This window comes from Nocardia sp. NPDC088792 (assembly GCF_044750615.1).
Taxonomy (GTDB): domain Bacteria; phylum Actinomycetota; class Actinomycetes; order Mycobacteriales; family Mycobacteriaceae; genus Nocardia.
Map to the genome: position 1 here is coordinate 1,774,561 of NZ_JBIVKC010000001.1, position 24,663 is coordinate 1,799,223.

At 67.8% G+C, this 24,663-nt stretch carries 24 protein-coding genes; 11 read left to right on the plus strand and 13 right to left on the minus strand.

The window, feature by feature from the left end; all coding sequences use genetic code 11:
* Positions 1 to 20: 20 nt before the first annotated feature.
* Positions 21 to 344, minus strand: coding sequence for a rhodanese-like domain-containing protein (locus ACIP5Y_RS08595; RefSeq protein WP_400348795.1), 324 nt, complete (start codon positions 342 to 344; stop codon positions 21 to 23).
* Between the two features lie 86 nt (positions 345 to 430).
* Here ACIP5Y_RS08595 and ACIP5Y_RS08600 point away from each other — a divergent pair, with 86 nt between their 5' ends.
* From ACIP5Y_RS08600 to ACIP5Y_RS08620, 5 genes are all read left to right on the plus strand, one after another.
* Positions 431 to 889: a MarR family winged helix-turn-helix transcriptional regulator gene (locus tag ACIP5Y_RS08600; protein WP_400348797.1), complete on the plus strand. Its 459-nt coding sequence runs from the start codon at positions 431 to 433 to the stop codon at positions 887 to 889.
* A gap of 85 nt (positions 890 to 974) precedes the next feature.
* A complete protein-coding gene (locus ACIP5Y_RS08605; protein ID WP_400348799.1) occupies positions 975 to 1,967 on the plus strand; it encodes an LLM class F420-dependent oxidoreductase in 993 nt (330 codons plus the stop codon).
* An 80-nt stretch (positions 1,968 to 2,047) separates the two neighbouring features.
* A complete protein-coding gene (locus ACIP5Y_RS08610; protein WP_400348801.1) occupies positions 2,048 to 2,344 on the plus strand; it encodes a DUF6285 domain-containing protein in 297 nt (98 codons plus the stop codon).
* A complete protein-coding gene (locus tag ACIP5Y_RS08615; RefSeq protein ID WP_400348803.1) occupies positions 2,341 to 3,345 on the plus strand; it encodes a phosphotransferase family protein in 1,005 nt (334 codons plus the stop codon). The genes ACIP5Y_RS08610 and ACIP5Y_RS08615 overlap by 4 nt, the downstream gene beginning before the upstream one ends.
* A gap of 5 nt (positions 3,346 to 3,350) precedes the next feature.
* Entirely contained in the window at positions 3,351 to 4,613 is a 1,263-nt protein-coding gene (locus ACIP5Y_RS08620) for an acyl-CoA dehydrogenase family protein (protein ID WP_400348804.1), read from the plus strand.
* Here ACIP5Y_RS08620 and ACIP5Y_RS08625 read toward each other — a convergent pair.
* Complete coding sequence (locus ACIP5Y_RS08625; protein WP_400348805.1) at positions 4,596 to 5,270, minus strand: FMN reductase; 675 nt, start codon at positions 5,268 to 5,270, stop codon at positions 4,596 to 4,598. The genes ACIP5Y_RS08620 and ACIP5Y_RS08625 overlap by 18 nt on opposite strands.
* Positions 5,271 to 5,278: 8 nt before the next feature.
* Positions 5,279 to 6,412, minus strand: a complete 1,134-nt coding sequence (locus tag ACIP5Y_RS08630; RefSeq protein ID WP_400348806.1) for an LLM class flavin-dependent oxidoreductase — start codon at positions 6,410 to 6,412, stop codon at positions 5,279 to 5,281.
* Positions 6,413 to 6,589: 177 nt separating this feature from the next.
* On the opposite strand from ACIP5Y_RS08630, the gene ACIP5Y_RS08635 reads away from it, so the two are divergent.
* A complete protein-coding gene (locus ACIP5Y_RS08635) occupies positions 6,590 to 7,654 on the plus strand; it encodes a fused (3R)-hydroxyacyl-ACP dehydratase subunits HadA/HadB (RefSeq protein ID WP_400348807.1) in 1,065 nt (354 codons plus the stop codon).
* Between the two features lie 28 nt (positions 7,655 to 7,682).
* On the opposite strand, the gene ACIP5Y_RS08640 is transcribed toward ACIP5Y_RS08635, so the two are convergent.
* From ACIP5Y_RS08640 to ACIP5Y_RS08655, 4 genes are read right to left on the minus strand one after another with little or no spacing between them, the layout of a single operon-like run.
* A complete protein-coding gene (locus ACIP5Y_RS08640; protein ID WP_400348808.1) occupies positions 7,683 to 9,206 on the minus strand; it encodes a YfcC family protein in 1,524 nt (507 codons plus the stop codon).
* Positions 9,203 to 10,540 (minus strand): M20/M25/M40 family metallo-hydrolase, encoded by a 1,338-nt coding sequence (locus tag ACIP5Y_RS08645; RefSeq protein ID WP_400348809.1) that lies wholly within the window; start codon positions 10,538 to 10,540, stop codon positions 9,203 to 9,205. Before ACIP5Y_RS08645 ends, ACIP5Y_RS08640 begins: the two co-directional genes overlap by 4 nt.
* Positions 10,498 to 11,667 (minus strand): hypothetical protein, encoded by a 1,170-nt coding sequence (locus ACIP5Y_RS08650; protein WP_400348811.1) that lies wholly within the window; start codon positions 11,665 to 11,667, stop codon positions 10,498 to 10,500. The genes ACIP5Y_RS08645 and ACIP5Y_RS08650 overlap by 43 nt, the downstream gene beginning before the upstream one ends.
* Positions 11,668 to 11,683: 16 nt before the next feature.
* Complete coding sequence (locus ACIP5Y_RS08655; RefSeq protein ID WP_400348813.1) at positions 11,684 to 12,712, minus strand: helix-turn-helix domain-containing protein; 1,029 nt, start codon at positions 12,710 to 12,712, stop codon at positions 11,684 to 11,686.
* 246 nt (positions 12,713 to 12,958) lie between these two features.
* On the opposite strand from ACIP5Y_RS08655, the gene ACIP5Y_RS08660 reads away from it, so the two are divergent.
* Positions 12,959 to 13,357 carry a hypothetical protein gene (locus tag ACIP5Y_RS08660; protein ID WP_400348814.1) on the plus strand — a complete coding sequence of 133 codons (399 nt, stop codon included), beginning with the start codon at positions 12,959 to 12,961 and terminating at the stop codon, positions 13,355 to 13,357.
* Entirely contained in the window at positions 13,306 to 13,947 is a 642-nt protein-coding gene (locus ACIP5Y_RS08665) for a hypothetical protein (RefSeq protein ID WP_400348816.1), read from the plus strand. The genes ACIP5Y_RS08660 and ACIP5Y_RS08665 overlap by 52 nt, the downstream gene beginning before the upstream one ends.
* Before the next feature lie 14 nt (positions 13,948 to 13,961).
* Here the strand turns inward: ACIP5Y_RS08665 and ACIP5Y_RS08670 are convergent, their stop codons facing one another.
* Positions 13,962 to 15,260, minus strand: coding sequence for an ROK family protein (locus tag ACIP5Y_RS08670; protein WP_400348817.1), 1,299 nt, complete (start codon positions 15,258 to 15,260; stop codon positions 13,962 to 13,964).
* A gap of 67 nt (positions 15,261 to 15,327) precedes the next feature.
* Here ACIP5Y_RS08670 and ACIP5Y_RS08675 point away from each other — a divergent pair, with 67 nt between their 5' ends.
* Both ACIP5Y_RS08675 and ACIP5Y_RS08680 read left to right on the plus strand, forming a co-directional pair.
* Complete coding sequence (locus tag ACIP5Y_RS08675) at positions 15,328 to 16,875, plus strand: carboxylesterase/lipase family protein (protein WP_400348819.1); 1,548 nt, start codon at positions 15,328 to 15,330, stop codon at positions 16,873 to 16,875.
* A 143-nt stretch (positions 16,876 to 17,018) separates the two neighbouring features.
* Complete coding sequence (locus ACIP5Y_RS08680) at positions 17,019 to 17,738, plus strand: hypothetical protein (RefSeq protein ID WP_400348821.1); 720 nt, start codon at positions 17,019 to 17,021, stop codon at positions 17,736 to 17,738.
* Between the two features lie 43 nt (positions 17,739 to 17,781).
* Here the strand turns inward: ACIP5Y_RS08680 and ACIP5Y_RS08685 are convergent, their stop codons facing one another.
* The 3 genes from ACIP5Y_RS08685 to ACIP5Y_RS08695 form a co-directional block, all read right to left on the minus strand.
* Positions 17,782 to 18,840 carry an aminotransferase class V-fold PLP-dependent enzyme gene (locus tag ACIP5Y_RS08685; RefSeq protein WP_400348823.1) on the minus strand — a complete coding sequence of 353 codons (1,059 nt, stop codon included), beginning with the start codon at positions 18,838 to 18,840 and terminating at the stop codon, positions 17,782 to 17,784.
* A gap of 90 nt (positions 18,841 to 18,930) precedes the next feature.
* Complete coding sequence (locus tag ACIP5Y_RS08690; RefSeq protein WP_400348825.1) at positions 18,931 to 20,433, minus strand: flavin-containing monooxygenase; 1,503 nt, start codon at positions 20,431 to 20,433, stop codon at positions 18,931 to 18,933.
* A gap of 101 nt (positions 20,434 to 20,534) precedes the next feature.
* Positions 20,535 to 21,542 (minus strand): diiron oxygenase, encoded by a 1,008-nt coding sequence (locus tag ACIP5Y_RS08695; RefSeq protein WP_400348826.1) that lies wholly within the window; start codon positions 21,540 to 21,542, stop codon positions 20,535 to 20,537.
* Positions 21,543 to 21,666: 124 nt separating this feature from the next.
* Here ACIP5Y_RS08695 and ACIP5Y_RS08700 point away from each other — a divergent pair, with 124 nt between their 5' ends.
* Positions 21,667 to 22,233, plus strand: a complete 567-nt coding sequence (locus ACIP5Y_RS08700) for a PadR family transcriptional regulator (protein WP_400348828.1) — start codon at positions 21,667 to 21,669, stop codon at positions 22,231 to 22,233.
* Between the two features lie 19 nt (positions 22,234 to 22,252).
* On the opposite strand, the gene ACIP5Y_RS08705 is transcribed toward ACIP5Y_RS08700, so the two are convergent.
* Both ACIP5Y_RS08705 and ACIP5Y_RS08710 read right to left on the minus strand, forming a co-directional pair.
* Positions 22,253 to 23,803, minus strand: a complete 1,551-nt coding sequence (locus ACIP5Y_RS08705) for a hypothetical protein (protein WP_400348830.1) — start codon at positions 23,801 to 23,803, stop codon at positions 22,253 to 22,255.
* 8 nt (positions 23,804 to 23,811) lie between these two features.
* Positions 23,812 to 24,642, minus strand: coding sequence for an esterase/lipase family protein (locus tag ACIP5Y_RS08710; RefSeq protein WP_400348832.1), 831 nt, complete (start codon positions 24,640 to 24,642; stop codon positions 23,812 to 23,814).
* Positions 24,643 to 24,663 lie beyond the last annotated feature (21 nt).

A 24,663-nucleotide genomic window follows, 5' to 3' on the forward strand; every position in this document is an offset into this window, starting at 1 on the left:
AGCCGTTCCGCCGCGGGAGATCAGCTTTCGATCGGCAGCCCCGCTTCGGACCAGTCCTGAATGCCTTCCCGATACTTGCGGACATTGGTGTAGCCCAGCTGCTCCAGCTTGGTCGCCACCTGCTGACTGTTGGCACAGGCCGGGTTGGAGCAGTAGGTCACGATGGCGGCGTCCCGGTCCGGAAGCAGTTGCGGCGCTCTGGCTTCCACCTCGGCCTCGACCAGTGCCAGCGCGCCGGGCAGATGCGCCTTGGCGTAGTACTCGCCACCGAGGGCGTCGAGCACGATCACCGATCCGGCCTCGATTTCCGTGGCGAGTTCGTCGCGAGTGATGAGTGCGGTCATGGGATTTCCCTTCCGAGCACGAATTTTATGTGCGTGTGCACGCTACTACTTATGTGCGAGCGCACGCAACTGGTTAGAATCAGGGCGTGAACCAATCCCATCCGGCCGTCGACGCCTGGGCGGCCCTGCTGCAGGTGCACGCCAAACTCGTGCCCGAACTCGACGCCGAACTGCGCCGCGCCACCGGACTCCCGCTGAGCTGGTACGACGTCCTGCTGGAACTGGATGGACCGCAACGACTCCGGATGAGCGACCTCGGAGAACGCGTGGTGCTCAGCCGCACTCGCGTCAGCCGGTTGGTCACCGAACTCGAGGCGCAGGGCCTGGTCCGGCGCGAATCCAACCCCGACGACGGCCGCTCGGCCTTCGTCGCCATCACCGACGACGGCCGCCGCCGCTTCCGGGAGGCCGCACCGCACTATCTCGCCGGCATCGAACGCCGGATGGGCGGGCCACTCGACCCCACCGAACTCGACACCGTCGCGAACGCGCTGCGCAAGGTGCTCGGCCCCACCGACCTGAACTCCCCCGCGACCACGGATTAGACGCCGCGCGCGGCGAACGGTTGCCGATCATGGGATGAAAGGGAAGGGTGGTGACGAATCTGTTCCCATACCAAGGAGGCACGGCGTGCGTTTCGGCATCTTCATCCCCCAGGGCTGGCGGCTGGACCTGGTCGGCATCGACCCGGCGGCGCAGTGGGGCGTGATGCGGGACCTGGCGCAACGCGCCGACGCCACGCCCGACTGGGAATCGCTGTGGGTGTACGACCACTTCCACACCACCCCGCAACCGACCGCCGAGGCCACCCACGAGGCCTGGACCCTCATGTCCGCGTTCGCGGCCGCCACCTCGCGCATCCGGCTGGGCCAGATGTGCACCGCCATGGGCTACCGCAATCCGGCCTACCTGGCCAAGGTCGCGGCCACCGTGGACCTCATCTCCGGCGGCCGGGTCGACATGGGCATCGGCGGCGGCTGGTACGAGCACGAATGGCGCGCGTACGGCTACGGATTCCCGCCCGCCGGGGAGCGCCTGGGCCGTCTCGACGAGGGCGTGCAGATCTTCCGGCAGGCGTGGAGCACCGGCTCGGCCACCCTCGACGGCAAGTACTACCAGGTGGACGGCGCCATCGTGCAGCCGCAACCGTTGCAGCAGGGCGGCATTCCGATCTGGGTCGCCGGCGGCGGTGAGAAGGTCACGCTGCGCATTGCCGCGAAATACGCGCAGTACACCAACTTCTCCGCCGAACCGGAGATCTTCACCCAGAAGTCCGAGCTGCTGCGCGGCCACTGTGCCGCCGTCGGCACCGATTTCGACGCCATCACCCGCAGCGCCAACTTCAATACCCTGGTCGCCGCGACCGAGGCCGAGGTCCAGGACCGACTCGGTGAGGTCGAGTCGCGGATGGCGGCGGCCCTCGGCGCGGACGGCGCCCGGAAGTACGTCGAGGATTACTTCAGCAAATCCGCGGCCGTCGGCACCCCGGAACAGGTCATCGAAAAGCTCTCGCAGGCTCGTGATCTCGGCCTCGGCTACGCCATTCACTACTTCCCGGAGCTTGCGTACGACACCACCGGACTCGACCTCTTCGAACGGGAAGTGATTCCCGCCCTGCGCTGAACCGCGCCGCCGGAGCATCCCGACGCCGTAACATCCCGAACAGACCTGTGCATCAGCCGTATTCGAGCCAGGGAGGCGGGATGCAGTACCGGCCCACCGCCACGGAGTTGCTGACGACGCTGGCGGAACTGCTCGAGGACACCTTGCTGCCCGCGCTGCCGCCGGAGCTACGGCATCAGGCCCGCGTCGGAGCGCATCTCGCGCGCCTGCTGGAGCGCGAGCTGCGCCTCGGGCCGGAAACCGCACGGCGCGAACGGGAAGCCCGCGCCGACCTCGACCCGGCCGATGAGGCGGAACTGTGGGCGGCGCTGGTCGAGATCGTCCGCGCCGACCTGTCCATCGCCAAACCCGGCTATGACGCCTGGGAGGGGGAATGACTCCCGACCTGGCGGCCGGGCTGGCGCGATTCCTCACCGGGGAACTCGGGCGCCCGGTGAAAATCACTGATATGCAGCCGCTTTCGGCGGGGGCGCGGCGGCGCAATATCGCCGTCGACGCCGATACCGGCGATCATGTGCTGCGTCTGGTCGCGACCCTGGTGCCGAGCGCCGTCCAGCAGCTGCCCGTCGCGGCCGAGGCCGCGGTGCGCGAGCTGGCCCGGGATCGGGGTGTGCAGGCGCCGCGTGTGGTGGGCGTGTGCGACGACACTGAATTCGCCGGGGAGCCGTTCATGCTGTCCGAGCGGCTCGATGGCGAGACGGTGCCGCGCCGGGTGCTGCGGCTCGTACAGGCCGCGGGGACCGGTGATCTGATCGCCGAGCAACTCGGGCAGCTCATGGGCCGCCTGCACGATATCGATCCCGAATCCGCCACTCCCGCCCTGCCCGGCCGGCCCGACGCCAACCCGGCCGTGGACCTGCTCCGCGATGTCGAGCCGACGGTGGCGCGGCTGCTCGGTGACCGCCCGGTGTTCGGGCTGGCGCTGCGCTGGCTGCATCGGCGGCTGCCCGCCCGCCCGGCGCGACTCACCCTGGTGCACACCGATATCCGCAATGGCAATCTGATCGTCGGCCCGGACGGCATCTGCGCCGTCCTGGATTGGGAAGGCGCGCAACGGTACAGCGACCCGATGCGCGATCTCGCCTGGTCCGCCCTGCGCATGTGGCGATTCGGCGTGGACGATCGCGAATTCGGCGGCTTCGCGGGCCGCGCGGTGGTCGTGCACGGATACCGCAATGCCGGTGGCGAATTCGACGAGGACCGCTTCCGCTGGTGGAAGGTCGCCTGCACGCTGGCGTGGGGCGCCATGCTGGCCGCGCAGGCCGAGGCGCATCTGGACGGCAGCGTGCGCAATATCGTCATGGCGGCCAGTGGCCGCCGCATCCCGGAGATCGAATGGGATCTGCTCATGCAGATCCGCCCCGCCGGATCGAGGTGAACCGCATGGATTTCCAACTGCCGGACCAGCTGGTGAAGTACCTGGCCGAACTGGACGATTTCATCGAGCGCGAGATCGTGCCGCTGGAACAGATCCACGACAACATCAGGTTCTTCGATCACCGCCGGGAGCATGCCCGCACCGACTGGGACGGCGGCGGCCTGCCCACCGCCGACTGGGAGGCCCTGCTCGCCGAAACCCGCAGGCGCGCGGACGCGGCCGGGCATCTGCGCTACGCGTACCCCGTCGAATACGGCGGCCGCGGCGGGTCGAACCTCGATATGGCGGTGATCCGGGAACATCTCACTCGTCGCGGTCTGGGCCTGCACTGCGATCTGCAGAACGAGCACGCCATCGTGGCCAACAATGTGGGACTACTGCTGATGGCCGAGTACGGCTCCGCGGCACAGCAAGCGGAGTGGATCGACGAATTGGCCACCGGCGCCGCGTTCTTCGGCTTCGGCATCACCGAACCCGAGCACGGCTCCGACGCCACCCATATGGAGACCACCGCCGTTCGCGCCGGCGGCGAGTGGATCATCAACGGGGAGAAGACCTTCAACTCCGGCATGCACCATGCCCGCGCGGATCTGGTCTTCGCGCGCACCGCCGGTGTGCCCGGCGACGCCTCCGGGATCACGGCGTTCCTGGTGCCGGTCGAGACACCGGGCTTCGAGATCGCGGAGTTCCTGTGGACATTCAATATGCCGACCGATCACGCCCATGTGACGCTCACCGATGTCCGGGTCCCGGACAGCGCGGTGTTCGGCGGCGAGGGGCGCGGGCTGGCGGTGGTCCAGCACTTCTTCAACGAGAACCGGATTCGGCAGGCCGCCTCCAGTCTCGGTGCGGCACAGTTCTGTATCGATCGATCGGTGGCCTATGCCTTGGAGCGCAAGACTTTCGGCCGGCCGCTGGCGGTGAATCAGGGGATCCAGTTCCCCCTCGTGGAGCTACAGACCCAATGCGAGATGCTGCGCGCCCTGATTCACAAGACCGCCTGGGCCATGGATCATTTCGGCCCGTTCACGCAGTCGGCGCAGGTGTCGATGTGCAATTACTGGTCCAATCGGCTCTGCTGCGAGGCCGCCGATCGCGCCATGCAGGTACACGGCGGGCTCGGCTATTCCCGGCACACGCCGTTCGAGCACATCTACCGCCACCACCGGCGTTATCGAATCACCGAGGGTAGTGAGGAGATTCAGATGCGGCGGGTGGCGGGGTACATGTTCGGGTTCATGCCCCAGCGCTCACCCAAGGGCATGTGATTCGGAGCCGTTGCCGGTGTGACCGGCGAGCAGCCGGCTGAACGGGGTCACCTCGCCGAGCGAATTGCCCGAGGTGCGGTGGCGGGGCGGCTCGTCCCGCAGGAAGCCCTGCACGCCGGTGGGCTCGGCGACGATCAGCTGCGCGAGTTCACTTGCCGCACGCTGGATCCGATCCGTCAGCCCGGTGGAACCGAAATCCTCTGTGGCAGCGAAGACTCCGGTTGGCACCACGACCGAACGCAGGTAGGTGAACAGCGGGCGCATGGCGAAATCCAGTACCAGCGCATGCCGGGCCGTACCCGCGGTCGCCGCGATCAGCACCGGCATGCCGTTCAGCGCATCGGTGTCGAGGACATCGATGAACATCTTGAACAAGCCGCTGTAGCTGGCCGTGAAGACCGGGGTCACCGCGATCAAACCGTCTGCGGCGGAGACCTTCTCGCGCGCGGCCGCCACTGCAGGTGTGGGCAGACCGCCGGTGGTCAGGGTGGTGGCGAGATCGCTTGCCAGTTCCCGCAGTTCGATCACCTCGACCTCGAGGCTCTCCCCGCGGCCGCCGACCGCCGACGAGACCGCGTCGGCGAGCTGATCGGCGAGCAGGCGGGTCGACGACGGCTGCGACAGCCCGGCCGTCAGCACTACGAGTTTGCGGCTCACGCTCGTCCTCACTTCTCTTCGGCGAGCACGCGCTCGCGGGCGGGTTCGACCAGGTGGTGCGGTGTATCCGGTCCGGCCTCGACCAGACCGGCGTGGGTGGGCGGATCGCTGGGCACATGTGCCGGGCGGCGCGCCTCGAATTCCTTGCGCAGCACCGGAACCACTGCGGTGCCGAGGATCTCGATCTGTTCCAGCACCACGTCCAGGGGCAGGCCGGCGTGGTCCATGAGGAACAGCTGGCGCTGGTAGTCGCCCACGGTGTCGGCGAAGCCGAGCGTGCGCTCGATGACCTGCTCGGGCGTGCCCACGGTGAGCGGGGTCAGCTCGGTGAAGTCCTCCAGCGACGGCCCGTGCCCGTAGACGGGGGCATTGTCGAAGTAGGGCCGGAAGACCTTCTTCGCTTCGGCTTCGGTCTCGGCCATGAAGACCTGGCCGCCGAGTCCGACGATGGCCTGATCGGCCGCGCCGTGCCCGTAGTGCTCGAAGCGCCGGCGGTACAGGTTCACCATCTGCTGGGTGTGTTCCTTGTTCCAGAAGATGTTGTTGTGGAAGAACCCGTCGCCGTAATACGCGGCCTGCTCGGCGATTTCGGGCGAGCGGATGGAACCGTGCCAGACGAACGGCGGAGTGCCGTCCAGCGGTGCGGGGGTGGCGGTGAATCCGTTGAGGGGCGTACGGAACTGACCTTCCCAGTCCACGCGCTGTTCGCGCCACAGTCGCCGCAGCAGGTGGTAGTTCTCGACCGCGAGGGCCAGGCCGTCGCGGATGTCCTTGCCGAACCAGGGGTAGACGGGTCCGGTATTGCCGCGGCCCAGCATGAGGTCCACGCGGCCGCCGGACAGGTGCTGCAGCATGGCGAAGTCTTCCGCGATCTTCACCGGATCGTTGGTGGTGATCAGGGTGGTCGCGGTGGAGAGGATGAGGTTGTCGGTCTTGGCCGCCAGGTAGCCCAGCATGGTGGTGGGCGAGGACGGGACGAAGGGCGGGTTGTGGTGTTCACCGGTCGCGAAGACGTCCAGTCCCACCGCCTCGGCCTTCTCACCGATGGCGACCATGGCCTGGATGCGCTCGGCCTCACTCGGGGTGCGGCCGGTGGTCGGGTCCTGGGTCACATCTCCGACGGTGAAGATTCCGAACTGCACGGGTCCTCCTCTTTCTCGATATCCATTTTTGTGGATATGGCAACCAAATGAACCACGCCTCCGGTGCCGATATTCCACCGGCATCCGACGGCATGGCCAACAAACCGAGCGAGCGGTTCGTCATACGCTGTCGCGGAAATCCGGGTCAGTCACTCGATCAAGGAGAAGGCTTTGCACATGCTCGAAGCCCCGGACACCGCGTCCGATCCACCCCTGTCCGGCCTCCCGGACTTCGATCCGGTCGAACACGCCCACGCCATGATGGGCCGGTGGTACACCCTCGACCGGCAATACGAGGTCGGCCGGGAAAAGATCCGCGAATACGCGACCGCCGTCCAGGACGACCACCCCGCGCACTGGGACGAGCAGGCCGCCGCCGCGCTCGGCTACCCCGCGCTACCGGCCTCGCCCACCTTCACCTCCGTACTCAGCGGAGCGGTGCAGTACGCCATGACCGAACTACTGGCCGGCTACAACCTGACCTCGTCCGTCCAGACCGATCAGGTCCTGGACTATCACCGCCCGATCCTGGCCGGCGACCGGCTGGTCAGCAATATGGCCCTGCGCTCGTTCCGGCAGGCCTTCGGCGGCGACATGCTCGTCATCGAGAACGTCCTGACCGACCAGCACGGCGAGGCGGTGCTCACCGGAGCCACCAGCGTGATCACCCGCTCCGGGCAGACCGAGGAGAACGTCGCGGCCACCCGGCTGATCCAGGACATCCTGCACCGCGGGACGGACCTCATCGCGGAGCGCTCGCCACGCCTGATCGAAATCCCGGGCTGGGTGCCGAAATTCGCCTCCTATCGGAGTCCGCACACGCCCCGGCTGGACTCGATCCGCGAGGGCGACGAATTACCTTCGCGCGCCGTCACTCTCACCATCGGCGATCTCGTCCGCTATGCGGGCGTGGCCGGCGACTCCAACCCCATCCACTGGCACACCGGGGCGGCGCACGCGGTCGGCCTGGAACGCGGCGTGGTGGCCCACGGCATTCTGACCATGGCGTACGGCGCGAGCTTCGTCACCTCGTGGCTGGGCGATCCGGGCGCACTGAAGCAGTACAGCGTGCGGATGAGCACTCCGGTCTACGTCCCGATCGACGGGCCGACGACCATGGAATACACCGGCAAGATCAAATCGATCGACGCGGAAGCCGGCACCGCCACGGTGGCGCTCACCGCGATGCACGAGGGACGCAAGATCTTCGGGCGGGCCACCGCGGTAGTACAGCTGACCTGATGCGACGGCGGTCGCCGCCCGGACCGGTTCAGCCGATCCAGGCGGCGATCGCCAGGAACACGCAGATGAGCACGAACAGAATCCCCATGAGCGGCACGATGAACTTCACGTACCGGTCGTAGCGCACCTTCGCCAGCGCGATACCACCCGTCACCACCGCCGTGGTCGGAGTGACCAGATTCGCCCAGCCCGACGCCGACTGCCACGCCGTAACCACCAGGGAGCGCGGTACATTCGCGAAATCGGCGAGCGGCGCCATGATCGGCATGGCCAGCGTCGCATGCCCCGACGTGGACGGGATCAGGAAGGCCAGCGGAATGTTCACCAGGAACACCGCGACCGCGAACACCGCCGACGACGTGCCGGTGACCATGCCTTCCAGCGCATGCAGCACGGTGCTGGTGATCTGCGTATTGTTCATGATCACCGTGACGCCGCGGGCCAGCACGATGACGAAGCCCGCACCCACGAAATCGCTGAAGCCCTTACCGATCTGCTCGGACATCTTCGCCTCGCCGAGCCCGCCGCACAGGCCGACCACCACGGCGCCGACCAGGAACAGCGCGGTGAGTTCCGGGAAATACCAATCCAATTCCCACGGATACTTGGCCGCGTCCGGGCCCTTGATGACCGTGCCCCACGGAATGATCGCGAAAATCATGAAGGCGAAGGTGATTCCGACCAGCCACAGCACCAGCACCTGGCGGCGGGTCATCGGATCCGGTTCGTGGTCTTCGGGTTTCACGTCCCGATCCCCCGGCTGCCAGCCGGACCAGGACTTGCCCGGATCGGCTTTCACCCGACGCGCGTACCAGAGCACATAGCCGACGGTGGCGATGGTGAGCACCACCAGCATGGCCAGGCGCAGCACGATGCCGTCACCGATGGCGATACCGGCCGCCGACGACGCGGTACCGGTGGCGAACGGATTGACCGTCGAACACAGCACGCCCACACCGGCTCCGGCAATGATCGCGCCGACCGCGGTCATGCGGTCGTAGCCCAGCGCCAGGGTCAGCGGCACCAGCAGTGCGTAGAAGCCCAGCGTCTCCTCCGCGAAACCCTCCACCGTGCCCGCCACCGCGAACACCACCATGATGCCGATGATCAGCAGGAACGAGCGCGTGCGCAGCTTGTACGCCAGCCGGCCGATACCGCTGTCCAGCGCGCCGGTGGCGAAGGCGACGGTGATGAACGCGCCCACCGCCAGCACGAACAGGAACACGGCCGCCGCACCGTACAGCGAACCGGAAAGATCCGGGGCTACCTGACCGGTTTTACCGTCCTCGATGCCGTAGAGGCCGTTGACCGGTGCGAGGAACAGATCGCGCATCCGCTCCACGAAGTTCTTGGTCTGGTCGAGGCGGTGATACGAGCCCGCGATGGGGTGGCCCTTGTCGTCCATCCGGTAGGCGCCCGGCGGAATGACGAAGGCCGCCAGCCACACCGCCAGGGTGACCCCGGCGAGAATGGTGTACGTGGAAGGGAAGCCGCGCTTCTTCCTGTGCTGCGCGGGTTCCGGGGTTGCTTCGGCGGTCCGGGTGTCGCTCATTTGCGCATCCTGTCCGCGAAGAGCTGGAAGAACTCGGACTCGGCCAGCGCCACATTGGCCAGCTCGCTCACCAGGACCCGTTCGTTGAAGCCGTGCATATTGCACTTGGAATCCTCGACGCCCAGCATGAGCACCTCGGAGCCCGGATTGGCGGCCGCCATGGAATTCGTGAGCGGGATCGACCCGCCCATGGCCGAGTCCACGGTCTCGGTCCCCCACGCCTTGCTCATGGCGTCGCGCATGGCCGCATACGCGGGACCTCCTGTGCCCGAGGCGAATCCGGAACCCACATCGCCGCCGGTGACCGTCAGCTCGATGCCGAACGGCTTCACCTTCTTCAAATGCTCGATGACCGCGCGCTGCCCCTCGGCCGGGTCCTGTTCGGGATGCACGCGCACATTGAGATACGCCTTGGCGTACGGAACCACCGCGGACGCAGCGGTCTTCACCGGCGGAGCGTCCAGGCCGATGACGGTGATGGCCGGGCCATACCAGATGCGCTCACCGATCGGCCCGGTGCCGAGCAGCGGCATTCCCGGTGCCATACCGGTGATTTCGGCGAACTCCGTGTCGGTGTAGTTCGCGCCCTTCCACTGGTCGCGCCGCAATCCCTGCACCGTGACATTGCCGTCCGCATCGTGCAGCGTGGCCAGCGCCGCGATGAGCGCCAGCAGCGCATCCGGCGCGGCGCCGCCGAACTGACCTGAATGCACCGGCGCCGCCAGCGTGCGAACCTCCACGAACACATCGGCCACCCCGCGCAGCGCGGTCACCAATGTCGGTGTCCCGGCCCGGATATTGCCCGCATCGCAGATGAGCAGCGCATCGGCCGCGAAGAGCTCCGGCTGTTCCGCCGGATAGTCGTCGAAGACCGACCCGTACTCCTCCTGCCCCTCGATGACGATGGTGACCCCGACCGGGGGCTTACCCCCGTAGGCTCGCAGAGCCCCGATATGCGCCACCACATTGGCCTTACAGTCCGCGGCTCCCCGCCCGTATATCGCCCCATCCTTCTCGGTAGGCGTGAACGGCGGTGTATTCCAAAGACTTTCATCCCCCGCGGGCTGCACATCGTAATGCCCGTACAACAGCACCGTCGGCGCCCCCGGCGGCGCCGGTATCCGCCCGTACACCACCGGCGAGGTATCCGGCAGATTCAACACCCGAAGGTCATCCACCCCGGACTTGCGCAACTCATCGGCAACGAGATCGTGCGCCCGCCGCACGTTCTCCTTCGGATAATCGGGGAACGCAATGGACGGTATCGAAACCAGCCGTCCGAGCAGCTCCTTCAGTTCTGGTACGAGGCCATCAACGGTTCCGCGAAGGTCCATTCCGGTATCGAACCACCCCGGGCAGCAAGATCGGCGAATCTCCGACTGTGTCCGATGGGCGTCTCCGGAACCAGCGCCCGAGCCAGCTCCGGCAATAGCGCGGCAACCGCAGCCCCATACGCCTTGCTGGCCGCGTGCGGCCGCGATGCCGGATAGTTCGACCGATGCGTGACCCGCACGCCGTTCGTCAGTTCCACCGTGTCGTCGGCCCGCGTCTCCACGCAGTTACCGCCCGCCTTCTTCGCGAGATCGACCACCACCGCGCCGGGCGTGAGCGCCCGCAATCCTGATTCGTCCAGCAGGACGGGCGCCCGGCTGCCACGTCCCGCAGCGCAGATGACCAGATCGGGGTGGGTGGTCGCAATGATCTCGGTGACCGCCGCGGCATCGGGGCCCACGAGGAACTCGCCCGCGCCGTGCCGAGTCGCCACGACCGACTGATCCGGGCGGCGGCCCAGCACAATCGGCGGCTCGTCCCCGCCCGCGACAGCCGCGCCGACAGCGGCGAGACCGGCCTTGCCGGGACCGAGCACCAAGGTGCGCACCCGGCGGGCACCGACGTCCTTCCGCAATAGCGCGCGGCCCTCCTGATAGGCGACGTCGCCGGCAATCATGCTCATGACGGACATCGGATCCACGCGTGCCACGGCGTCACCCGACGAGCGGTCACCACCGGTTCGAGCGCGATCCCCATCGACCGGCGGGAGGTCGCCGTCGGCCGAGCCGAGCGCATCACTTGGCCGGGCATCGCGTGCCGGTGAAAAATGTTCGAAGGCAATGGATTCCACGCCACGCTCACGAAGGGCAGCAATGCCGTCCTCGCGGTAAACGGGGTCCTGGAACCCGACCAGCACGTGCCCCGGCCGCAGGGGCATCGAATCCAGTTCGTAGACAGGTGGTTTCACCCATGCCACGATGTCCGCCAGGTCGAACACCGCGTCAGGGCCCGCCACCACGACCGCGCCGGCCTCCCGATAAGCGGCGTCGGTGAAATCGGCTCGCCAGCCCGCGCCCTGTTCGACCACCACGCGGAAGCCCGCGGCCGCCAACCGGGCGACGTCCGCCGGGGTCAGTGCGACGCGGCGCTCCCGTGCGGCGGTCTCGACCGGTACGCCGATGATGGTCACGCGGGGATGGTATCGGTCATCGGAGTCCGTCCTCGGCCGGGATCTCTCCACCGACCCGTACCCACTCCCGTGCCAGTTCGGCGCGGAACAGGGCACGGCAATCCCCTTCTCCCAGTTCGCTGTCGCGGTGGGCGGCCAGCGGCGGCTGCGCGATCAAGGTCTCCACTCGCACTGCCTTGCCCGCATCGTCGAGCTCGTAAACGTCGGTGAAGCGGCGCAATTCGAACTGCACCTCGTGGCGTAGCGAGGAGATGCGGGAGGCGATGCGCTCGCGGCCCTGGATCTCGTACTCGCCCTTGGCGACGTAGGCGTCGTCGAAGATGAGCACGCTGGGGGCTCGCGGTGCGTAGCGGCGCGGGACCAGAATGGTTTCGACGCCGGCGCGGGCCTGATCCCAGAGGCGGTCCTCGTGCGGGATGGCGTCCGTGATCGTGTCGAGGACGTAGACCCGCTGCACCGAGACGGCGGCGCGGGCCAGGGCGATCAAGCGGTCGTTGTAGTTATCACCGGTGGGCCCGCTGATGGTCGAGATGTTCACGGTGTGGATGGTGCGCACCGAGGAGCGGGTGCCGTCGAGGACGGTGAGCCAGTCGTTGATGGTGTTCCAGTCCTGCACGGTCACGGTGCCGCTGGCGATCTGGTCCATGAGCTCTTCGGCGCGGTCCAGTTGGCGCTCGGCGATTTCGCGCAGCGGGGCCACCTCGTCGCGGGTGGCCGAGAGGTCGACCAGGCGCTGGGCGATGGCCAGCACGCGTTCGATCACCTCGGAGTCCTTGCCCAGCAGGATATTGAATCGCATGCGGAGGTCGCTGCCGACGATATCGGCGTCCCCGTCGGCGACCGGGAGCTGTTCACCCAGGGCCGAGCTCAGGCGTTCGCGCAGTCCGAGAGGCGGTACGCGCGTACCGTTCTCGATCTGCTGTATGAGGCTGCGCGAGCAACCGACCCGCTCGGCCAGCTGCGCTTGCGTGAGATCGCGCTCCTTGCGCAGTCGGCGAACCAGCTCCCCGACCTGTTCCTCGTCGCTCGTGGTCGAGTGAGACATGCTGCGCCTCCCATCATGATTTCGCAGTGATACGCCTGGATAGGGCTCGACACCCATCCTAAGCACGATGTGTCAACAGCGCCGCATCGACTGCCCCAGCAACACAAGAGTGTTACCAATGCCCGAATTATCCACTGCGAGATACATCGTAAGCAGATAACGATCCTAGCTAGGCACCAATGATATGGATTATCATTGGTGCCACGCCACCCCGAGTGGCCCGGCATCCCGAGGAGGTGCCCCGCCATGGTTCTTTTCTTCGACGACCCGACGTTCATCACGAGCGACAAGACACCCGAAGTCGCCTTCTGCACAACGACTTTCAGCTGGACAGTGAGCTGGCTGGCAGATCGAGAACTGACCTTCGAGCAGGCACGCGCAGCGATGATCCTGGACGAGATGCTCAGCGACCCCGCGGCCGCCGACGACCCGTTCGCCCTGGAAGTGGCCGAACTGCATGCCGAAGAACTGGAACTGACGCTGCCGGAAGTCATTCTGCGACTGGCTCTCCGGATGGCGGAGCGGGAACTGCACCGCAATCGGAAACCACGCCGGGCCGATCGGGGTGACCGGAAGTTCCAAGGGGGGAAACCATGTATGCCGACACCACCGAACGATGTTTCCGCTGCGGCTGGACCAATCTGAGCAATGCCCGGCGCTGCCGCGGCTGCGCCCGGCCACTGGCCCGGATCGCCGCCTTTCCGCTACCCGCGTCGGGCTACCGGCGGTCCAGCCTGATCGGGATCGTCACCAGCGATCCGCAACCGATGGGAATGCCCGTGGTGCAACCGTTCTGGTTCGTCATCGCGGCGGTCGCCGTGGTGGCCGAGGACATCGCCCGGCTGTCGCATCCGATCCTGGGTGCGACGCTGGGCGGCGTCGCCGCCACCGCGGCGCTCATCTACCTGTTCACCCGTTCGGGGGTGCGTCCGCTGGCCCGCACCGCGCGCCGCGTCGCCCCCATCCGGATGCGAAAGGGCATGCGGCTCGGCATCACCGACGACACCGGCGCCCGCTGGACGCTGCACTTCCTGCCGCTGTTCGGTACCGATCTGCACGTGGGTGATCCGGCCTTCGCCGAGGGCCACGAGAACCGCTACGGCGAATTCCGCGCCCTCACCCTCACCAATATCCGCACCGGCACCCGGCACATCAGCCGGTGGGCCGTCTCCACCTACACGACCGTCACCTGCGCGGTGCTGGTCGTCCTGCTCTTCGTGGCTCCCACCGGTTGACCGGTGGGCAGAATTCACCGCCGCACCGTCAGGAGGGGAACCGCCGAGGGGTCGGAGATGACGGTGCGGCGGGCGAATTCGACAGCGCCGAGGAGGATGGCGTCCTCGCCGAGTACGGCGGGGACGATCTCCAATTCGAGCGCCGGGGCCAGCGCGCGACGGCCCGCCAGGCGCTCGTTCACGGCGGGCGCCAGCCACGGAAACCATTGCGCGAGTGTGCCACCCAGCACGACCTCGTCGACATCGAGCAGGGCGATGATGCCCAGGAGGGCCACGCCGAGCGCGTTCCCCGCTCGCTCCACCGCTGCGATCGCCCGTCCGTCGGCCGATCGCAGCGCCGCGATCAGCTCCTCCGAGGCCGCCTCTAAGCCCTTGTTCCGCAAGGTCTCCGACAACCCGGCCGCGGTCAGCACCGCCTCCGGGCCGGCATAGAGCACCAGGCACCCCGATGCCCCGCACACACACGGCGGCCCGTCGAGCGTCACCGGTATATGCCCCGGCTCACCGGCGATCCCATGCCCACCGGTGTGAATGCGACCGTCCAGTACGACGCCACCACCGATCCCGGTCCCGGCCTCCACCAGCACCAGCCCTCGCCCCATCGCGTCACCCCCACCCGGCCGTGCGTGATACTCCGCCAGCGCGGCGGCATTGCCGTCGTTGACCACATCGACCGGGCACCCCAACTCCGGCAGCAGACCAACCACCAACTCCCCCAGCCGAACCGGCTCCATCCACCCGAAATCCGGTGCCACCACCACCGTTTGCGCCACGTCATCCCGCACCGGCCCCGCCATCGCGATCGCCACCCGCACCAGGACGCTGCCGGCCCCCGCCGGTACACCGGCGACCGGCGCTGCCGCACTGGCACTTCCGAGGCCGAGCGTGGCGGCTGCGGCATGGCGGACGATGACGGCGACGGCGGTGGCCATGACTTCGGGGGTGCCGGGGGCCGAGTGATGGCGGGCTTCGGTGCGCCAGAGGAGGTTTCCGGAGAGGTCGGCCACTGCTGCGCGGAGGTGTTCGGCGGTTATCTGGACGGCGATGGTGAGGGCTCGGGTGGGGGTGAGGAGGAGGGGGCGGGTGGGGCGGCCCCGGGTGCCGCTACGGGGGGCCTCGGCCTCGTGGATCAGGCCGCGGTCGAGGAGGTCGGTGGTGAGGGCGGTGACGGAGCCGTGGGCGAGGCCGGTGGCTGTCGCTATGTCGGTGCGGGGGCAGGGACCGTGGGCGGCGATGTGGGACAGGACCAGGCCGAGGTTGCGGCGGCGTACGGCGGCCGAGTCGCTGGGGGTACCCGAGGGTGCATGGTCCACAAGTGCGAGATTATGCTCGGAAGTAATTATTTCAAGCATTGACGTAAATGTTCGACAGAGGTTGGTTATGCCCGCACCACATATCGGTCGCCGGAACCTACTGCTCGGCGCGGGCATGCTGGCCTTCGCCGCGGCCTGCTCCAGCACCAAGGCCGGCAGCAAGGACACGCAGGTCGCGGCGACCGTCACCACCACGTACGGGCCGGTGCGCGGTCTGCGGCGCGAGACCGGGTCGGCGTATCTCGGCATCCCCTACGCCCAGCCGCCCGTCGGCGCGTTGCGCTTCGCAGCCCCCGTGCCGCCCACGCCGTGGCGCGAGGTGCTCGACTGCACCAGGTACGGCCCGACCGCACAGCGCAAGCAGCTCTCCGAGGTGACCACCATCCCCGAGCCCACGATTCCGGGCGATGCGGTGCTGAACCTGAACGTCTTCACGCCGAATCCGGGCAAGGACGCGAAACTGCCCGTGCTGGTGTGGATTCACGGCGGCGGCTTCGTGGCCGGCTGCAATGCCAGCCCCTGGTACGACGGCGCCTCGTTCAACCGGGACGGCGTGGTGCTGGTGTCGATCGGCTACCGGCTGGGCATCGAGGGCTTCCTGCATCTCGACGACGCCCCCGATAATCGGGCCGTGCTGGACTGGATCGCCGCCCTCACCTGGGTCCGCGACAATATCGCCGCCTTCGGCGGGGACCCGGCCAAGGTGACCGTCGCCGGGCAGTCGGCGGGCGGCGGCGCGGTGTGGGCGCTCATGGCGACCCCGAAGGCGCAGGGTCTGTTCCGGGCCGGCATCTCCGAATCCGGCGCGGTCTCCCAGCCGAACGACCGCGCCACCGCGCTGGTCATGTCCCGGCTCTTCACCGAGCGCTCGGGCCTGCCCGCCACCGCCGCGGCCCTGCGCGACCTGCCGGGCGACCGCATCCAGGACCTCGAGGACCGATTGCGCGTCCCGGGCCCGGACAGCGGTCCGGCCCTGCTGCTCGGCCTCGCCCCCTTCGCGGACGGAACCCTGATCCCGCAGAGCACGCCGGACCTGCTGAAATCCGGTGCGGCGGCGAATGTTCCACTGCTGATCGGCTTCACTCGCGACGAGTTCAATGCCGGACTCGGTCAACAGGCGCCGGTCACCGATGCCACGCTGCCGACCGCGCTCGCGGCCCTCGGCTTCTCCGATGCCGCTGCTTTCCGCGCCGCCTATCCGGGCAAGTCGGCGGCCGAGCTCGCGGGGCAGGCCCAGAGCGATGCCCTGTTGCGCGCGCCGTCGTACCGCATCGCCGAATTCCGGGCGAGCCGCGATCAGCCCACCTGGTTGTACGAATTCGATTGGGCGTCAACGGCGCCCAAGGTGGCTGGCATGTCCTTCCACTGCCTGGACATTCCCTTCGCCTTCGATCTACTGCATGCCGAGGGCGTGACCGAGGTGGCGGGCGACAATCCGCCGCAGTCCCTGGCGGATTCGATCCATCGGGCCTGGGTGTCGTTCATCGCCGATGGTGATCCGGGTGCGAACTGGCCGCGGTACACGACGGCGCAGCGGCAGGCCATGCGCTGGGGCGATTCGCCACGCGTCCAGGCCGATGCCTTTGCCCCGCAACGACCCATCTGGCTGACCTGAGTCCCGCGGCCAGCTACCATCGGTGACCGTTCTCGGCCACACAATCGCCCAGCTGTGACCTGACGCGCTGTGGCGTTCGACTCGCCACGCAAGTGGCAAGCTGAAGGCAACTCACGTCGTACGACTCGGACAGGTGGTTCCACATGCTCGGATTTCGTCGTTGGGTCGCCCCGGTGGCGGCGGTCGCCGCATTCGGACTGTTCGAGGCGCCGCCGCTGCTCGAGTCCCCGGCGGCGCATGCCGCGCCCGGGGATACGCAGGCGGCGCTCGGCGGCGGATCCGGGATCGTGCTGGGCAAGGCGACCAAGTGCAGCCTGACCACCATCGGTTACGACAATGCCGGCCGCCTGGTCGGATTCACCGCGGGGCACTGCGCCGAGGAGGGCACGCCGGTCACCGGTGAGCAATTCCCCGATGCCGGTGTGGTCGGCACGGTGGTCAGTTCGGACGCGGAGATCGATTACGCGGTAATCCAATTCGATCCCGCCAAGGTGATCCCGCTGCGTACGGTCGGCGCCACCACCATCGCGAGCACCGGCCTGTCCCCCATCGCGTGGGATGTGGTGTGCCAGGGCGGGCGCACCATGGGCGATGCCTGCGGTGTCGTATGGGCTTCCGGTGCAGGCGGATTCCTCGATCAGGCCTGTTCCAGCTACGGCGACTCCGGTGGGCCGCTGGTACTGGGTGATCGACTGGTCGGTCTGGTGTCGGGTCCGTTGATCAGCGACACCAAGTCGACCCGGTTCAGCTGCTCCGATCCGTACAACCCGGTGCACACCCCCACCTTCGCGGTGTCGTGGGACAGCGTGCGCGCGGCCGTCGACGCCGCGAAGGGTGTGGGAGCGGGCTTCCACCCGGCCTGATCGAACGCCGATTCCGCTGGGCGGCAGGCTTTCCGGCTTCGAACTATCCGGTGAGCACGTCCAGGGCCCGATCGATATCGTCCTCGGTGTTGTAGAGGTGACAGCCCAGCCGCAGCCGCCCCGCCCGCACGGCCCCGACAATGCCCGCGGCGCGCACGCGCTCCCGCGCCTCGGGCGAGATCCGCACCGAGACGACGGCCGAATTGCCCTCCGCCAGACCGAGTCCCTTGCGTAGCCGGTCGGCGAGGGCCACATCGTACCGGTGGATATTCTCGATTCCGGCCTGCTCGATCACGGCCATGGCGGGACGCTGGCCGATCCACATGGTCCAGGCGGGCGACACATCGAAACGGCGGGCGTCCTCGGCCTGCCGCAGAGGGGCGTCGTAGCAGGTCTCCCACGGGTTGTAGCCGGAGTACCAGCCCGCCGCCAGCGGTCGCAGGGTATCCAGCGCGGCATCGGTGCCGGCCAGGAATGCGGTGCCCTTGGGACCCAGCAACCACTTGTAGCCGACGCTCACCACCCAGTCGGCGCCGTTGTCCCGCACCGGCAACCAGCCCACGGCCTGGCTCAGATCGAACAGCACGCGGGCGCCCGCGGCCCGGGCGGCGGCGACCACGGCCGGCATGTCCGCGACCGCGCCATCGGCGGACTGCACCACCGCGGCGGCCACCACCGCATCACCGGGACGGATGGCCGCGGCCAGCCCGGCCAGCGGCACCTCGCGCACGTCGAGATCGGGCCGGGCCAGGAAAGGCCAGGACACAGAGGTGAATTCGTGTTCGGGCACGACCACGCGCGCACCCGGCGGCAGGCTCTGCGCGATCAATCCGATGAGCTGGGAGACCTGCGAGCCGATGGCGACCTGCCGGGTCTCGAAACCGGAGAGCCGCGCGAACACGGCCCGGCACTCGTCGACCACGACATCGACGCCCGGGATATCGAACTCCCCGGTCACGCGCTGCAGATCCGCGGCGGCCAGCGCCGCCGCGGCCGACTGCGGCAGCAGGCCACAGCTGGGCGCATTCAGGTAGGTCACCGTGGGCGCGAACTGATCCCGCACGGCGGCCGGGAACGGGGTTGAGGGCGGGAGGGTCGTCATCAACCCATCCTGCGATCGATCGGCCGCCGGCGGAAGATCCAGCGGCCGATTGCTGGCTTGATCGAACCCGATCGTTCGATCGAGACCGGATCAGGCCGAACGGGATTCGGCGGTGACCGGGACCGCCGCGGTGCTGGTGCGGGTGAACCGCAGTTCGCCGTCCTCGATCTCGCCCTTGCGCAGCAGCTGCCGATCGCGGAAGTAGTTGTTGATCACCTTCCAGGGACCACGCGTGCCCTGCCGCGGCATGACGCCGTCACCACGCTGGATGTATCCCGAGGTGAGCGCGCCGCCCATGAGCGAGTGCTCGGAGATGTCACCCGGCTGCGGCACCGCCACGACCTCGCGATAGCCGTTGTCCCGCATGTGATTCAGCAGGCGGCAGCACCATTCGGCGGCCAGGTCGGCCTTCAGCGTCCAGGAGGCGTTGGTGTAGCCCAGGATCACCATGGCATTGGGGATATTGCTCAGCATGGCGCCCTTGTAGGCGACCAGGTCGTGGGTGCGCTGCACCTCGCCGTCCACCTCGAGCTCGGCGCCGCCGAGCATCTGCACCTGCAGGCCGGTGGCGGTGACGATGATGTCCGCCTCCAGCTCCTGACCGGACTTCAGGCGAATCCCGTGCTCGGTCAGGGATTCGATGTGATCGGTGACGATGGATGCTTCCCCCTTGCGAAGCACCCGGAACAGATCACCGTTGGGGACCACGCACAACCGCTGATCCCACGGGTTGTACGAGGGCGTGAAGTGCCGCATGTCGATGTTCTTGCCGACCTGCGCGCGCACCGCCGCCAGCATGAGCTTGGCCGACAGCTTGGGATTCGTGCGCGAGAGCTGGTAGCTGGCCCGCTGCAACGCGATATTGCGCGCCCGGCCCGCCCGATAGGCAATGGCGGCAGGCACTTTCGCGAACTTCAGGCCGACCGCGACCGGATCGTCGGCGGGCAGCGCGGCGATGTAGGTGGGTGACCGCTGCAGCATGGTGACGTGCGCGGCGTCCTTGCTCATGGCGGGGATGAGCGTGATGGCCGTGGCGCCGGAACCGATCACGACGACCTTCTTACCGGCGTAGTCGAGGTCCTCGGGCCAGTGCTGCGGGTGCACCAGCTGCCCCTTGAAGTTCTCCTCGCCGGGGAACCGCGGGCGGTAGCCGGCGTCGTAGTTGTAGTAGCCGGTGCAGCCGACCAGGAAGCCGGCGGTGTAGGTCTCGGTGTCGCCGGTGCGCTCGTCGGTGGCCTCGACCACCCAGACGCCCTGCGCGCTGGACCAGTTGGCGCGGGTGACCTTGCGGCCGAAGCGGATATGGTCGGTGACGCCGTATTCGGCGGCGGTGTCCTCGATGTACTCGCGGATATGGGGTCCGTCGGCCAGCACCTTGGTACCGATCCAGGGGCGGAAGCCGTAGCCGAAGGTGTACATATCCGAGTCGGAGCGGATGCCGGGGTACTTGAACAGGTCCCAGGTGCCGCCGATGGCTTCCCGGCGTTCCAGGATCACATAGCTGCGCCCGGTCTTTTCCCTGGTCAGGTGGCAGGCCATGCCGATTCCGGACAGGCCCGCGCCGATGATCAGTACATCGACATGCCGCGTCATCGAGTCACTCGCTTCTGGTCGCGCCCGGACACCGGCGTCCGGGCGCACCGAGTATTACATGTTATTCAGGGTTACGTCTATAAATCCTGGGAAGTGGACGATCAGGCAGCGCGCACCTGACCCGGCCGATCGGGTTCCGAGCGGTAGCGGGTGGTGGGACCGTCGATGCCGAGGACCTTCCATACCTGCTTGGCCACCGGATTCATGAGGCCTAGACGCTTGGCCAGCGAGCGGACATCACCGAAGAAGCCCGCGAACGAATCCTTCGCATCCTGCGATCCGAAGAAGACCTCCTTGCGGACCGACCGTGGAATGTCGAACTCCCGGAAGAAGGAGCGCGGCGGGATGACGATGGCCCGGCCGCCGATCCACATGACGATCGGAAAGGCCATGGAGAGCACGAACTTGTTGAGCGGGTTCGCCTGCGGCACATGATGTTCCAGGAACTCGTGTGCGAAGGAGATGTGCCGCGCCTCCTCGGCGATATGAATCGCCATGACGCCCCGCATGATCGGATGCACGTCCTCGCCCGCGCGCAGAATCGCCTTCTGCACGTGGTCGATCGGCTCCTCACCGGAGAGTACGGCGATGAAGAACAGATTCGGGAACAGCGAGGCCAGCGCCGGGACAACGTAGGTGAGCTGTTTCAGTATCGGCCCCATGCCCGGCACGTCCTTGCCGATGCGGTTGACCATCTCCTGGAACATGAGGGTGTGGTTGCACTCCTCGATCACCTCGTGGGTGCAGTAGCGGAACTCCGGGGAGCCATTGGGCAGCTTGAAGGTGTGCTGCACCATCCCGCCGATGAGCAGGGTCTCGAACTGCAGCCCGACCTTGGCGATATTCGCCTGCCGCCACAGCCCGATCTCGATCTTGCGGGCCTCGGACTGCGATTGATACCAGGGATGCCGGGCGAACATGTCCCCGGACACCGGCAGAATCCACCGCTCGTCCTGTTGATCGACCGCGAAATCGGGGTTGTCCCAATCGATATCGGTAAAAGGATCGAAGTGTTTGTCGACCGAGCCCTGCGACAGCAGCAGGAGTTTCTCGGCGTACTCGCGTGCGATGGCGACCGCAGAATCGGTCTTCACGGGTGCTGACGCCATTGTCAGGGCCTCTCATGGAGTGTGATCCAAATATCTGTACCTCATGGTTACGCCTATATTGGCGGCGCGTCAATATAGCTGCGCGAACACATATATGACGGCTGCGAACACCTATGCTGGCGCAATGCTCGACACCCTGATCCTCGGCATGCTCGCTCTGCGACCGCTGTCGGGCTATGACCTGGGCAAATGGATGGACGGCCCGGGCCGGTTCATCGGCTACCGGGTCACACTGCCGCAGGTGTACCGGACGCTGGCCAAGCTGGTCGAGCGCGGACTGGTCGACTTCGAGGTCGACGCGCGCACGGGCAAACCCGACGCCAAGGTGTACCGGCTCACCGCCGACGGCATCCGGGCGCTGCAGGACTGGGCCCACTCGCCTTACGAGCCCGCACCCCGGCCGATGGACCCCGACTTCATGCTGCGCTTCCTCTTCGCCGGCATGCTGGACCGGCAACTGGCCGTCCAGATCCTGCGCATCGAACTCGACTACCGCCGCAACCAGGTGCGCACGCCCACCCGGATCGACGACGCGACCACTGCCCTCACACCTATCGAAGCCATCGACGCGCACTGGGCCGGACAGGTCCTGCAGGCCGCGCACGACCAGGGCCGCGCCTCCACCGCGTCCTACATCGGGTGGCTCGAGATCACGCTGGCCGACTTCGAGAACCGCACGGACCGGCACTGACCCGGCGGTTCGGGGCGATCTACCGCTTGCGCAGCACCGCCTCCGAATAGGCGGGCACATCAAGGTGATCGGACGCCGCCACACCGATCGCCGAGATGGTGACGCCCGGCTCGAATGCGGGAGCGGCAGTGGGCGCGGCCGTATATATCGTCGCTTCCTGCGCACCGGCGAGGCTGGGCGGCAGCGTTATTCGCAGTGGCCGGTCCGAGGTATTGACGAGGATGCCGGTCGTCAGTCCCGGCGCCGACAGCTGGACACCCGTGCAGGCATCGACCGGACCGGCGACGGGCGGCATGAGGAGAGCGGCCGGGATCCGTACGCCCGGATCCAACCGCAATGCGCTGACCTCCGCGCCGTCGGTCATGCTGCGGTAGATCGGGGTCAGCGCCCAGTTGAGAGCCGTGCGGCCGAACAGCTCCGAGCCGCCCGAACCATCCGAGATCAGCGCGTGCACCGCCTGATTGGTGGTGCCGCCGCCACCGGTGTCCGCGGCGGGCACACCGTTGAGCGCACAGTGCATGACGGCCATGCGCATGCGCGGATCGAGCAAGGCCCGCAGCGTGAAGGAGGCGACGCTCAGGCCGACGGCCCAGGTCTGCCGCACGGGCGGGAGCAGGGTCAGCGGCGGCGTCGCCTCCCTGCCCATCTGGTTGTATTCGGTGATCCAGATATCCATGCCCGCAGGCACTTTCGACAGCGTGTTCGCCGCGAGGTCGGTCCACGTCGCCACCCCGCCGCCGGCGGTCGAGGCGATATCCGCCGCCACCGGATCGACCACCCAGTACGGGTGGAACACGGCGGCGTCGGCGTCGCGAATCGTCGCGAACAACCCGTCGTTCCAGTCGGCGTACCGCGGACTCAGCGCGGCGACCGCCATCGGCACGGCCGCCGAGACGCCGATCCGGGCCTGCGGGAACTCCCGGCGGATGGCGGGAATCCAGTCGTTCATGGCCCGTGCGTAGTCGGCTCCGGTCGGGAAGACCGTCGTGTAGGGCCGGCCGGGCACCCAGAGTTCGTTGCCCAGTTCCACGTAGCGGACCGGCAGGCCCAGCCGCCGCGCCTCGCGCAGCATGTCGAGCTGATCATCGAGCGTGGCGTTCAGCACGTTCAGGTCGAAAACCGCGGTGGCGCCGCTGTTCCGGACGAGCTCGGCCCAGTCGGTGAGCAGCAGGGGCGGCCGCCCGTCGTTCCGGCCGCCGAAGCCGCCGCCCTTGTCCTCCTCGAAAAGTCCGGTGCGCCAATCCAGCCACTGCGAGGTGGTGCCACCCTGCACCCGGATCAGGCCGGGTCCGACCGCCGCCAGCGCGTCCCGGAATGCGGGATCGTGCCATTGCCGTGCGTTCTCGGCCGAGATGATGCGGGCTCCGTTGACGCCGAAGAAGTCCCGGCCGACGGTGTGCGTGGCCGGGTCGACGGTGAGCCCGTAAGACTCCGCGGCGGGCCGGGCCGAGGCCATCGGCGGCCGCCCGCTCGCGTACAGCGCCGCACCGCCGAGCGCAGCGAGCGCACCGGTCGTGAAGGCGCGCCTGCTGATCCCGCTCGAAAGGCGCGGCAAGTGCGGATCGGTCATGTCCGGTCCTATTTCCGTTCGTCGTTCGCGGTGCAGCGAATCCTGGTGTGGCGCTGTGGATCCAGGGCGTGCAGGACCAGGTCCACGCTGCGCGGGTCGGTGGATTCGGCGAGGTGGCCGGAGTGGTCTTCGGGACAGCCGTCCTGGAGCAGGATGTTCGTGACGTTCGGGGCGTCGATGAACGCGGCGGTGTAGGGGGTCACCATCTCGTCGTCGCGGCTGGCGATCATGGTGTAGGCGACGCCGGGTGCGGTCATCGGGCCGCTGTTCAGGTCGGTCAGATACGGCGATCCGGCGAGCATGTCGCGGAGGGCCGGTGTGGGGAACGGGATATCCGGCGGCAGGGCGGCGGCCGCTGCGCCGAGAGTCATTCCGGCGAGGGTGACTCCGTATTGCGGGCCGCTGACGGCGATGACCGACCGCACCGGATTCTCTTGCCGGTCAGTGAATTTCAGGCTCACGGCGCGGGCGATGAGCGCGCCCTGCGATTTTCCGATCACATCGACCGGGGCGCCGTCGTTGACCGCCGTGATCCGGTCCACCGCGGCCGCGAAGTAATCCACCGAATCCGACAGCGGCCGGGTGGAGTCGTAATCGAGTCCGTAGACGCAGCGCCCGTCGTCGAGCAGCGCCTGCCGCACCGCGCCGAAACTCTTCTCGACGGTCGCGCCGGTGCCGTGAATCAGCAGCACCGGGGCATCACCCCGGGTTCCTGCCGGACATGCCGCGATCCCCGCGAGCGGCGTATCCGGTTGCGGCGCGGGCCGCGCGGTGGCCGAGCCCGCACCCGCGATACCCGACACTGTCAGCAAGACGGCAACAGCCGCGATGGCACGCACAGAATCCTCCCGAAACGAGTA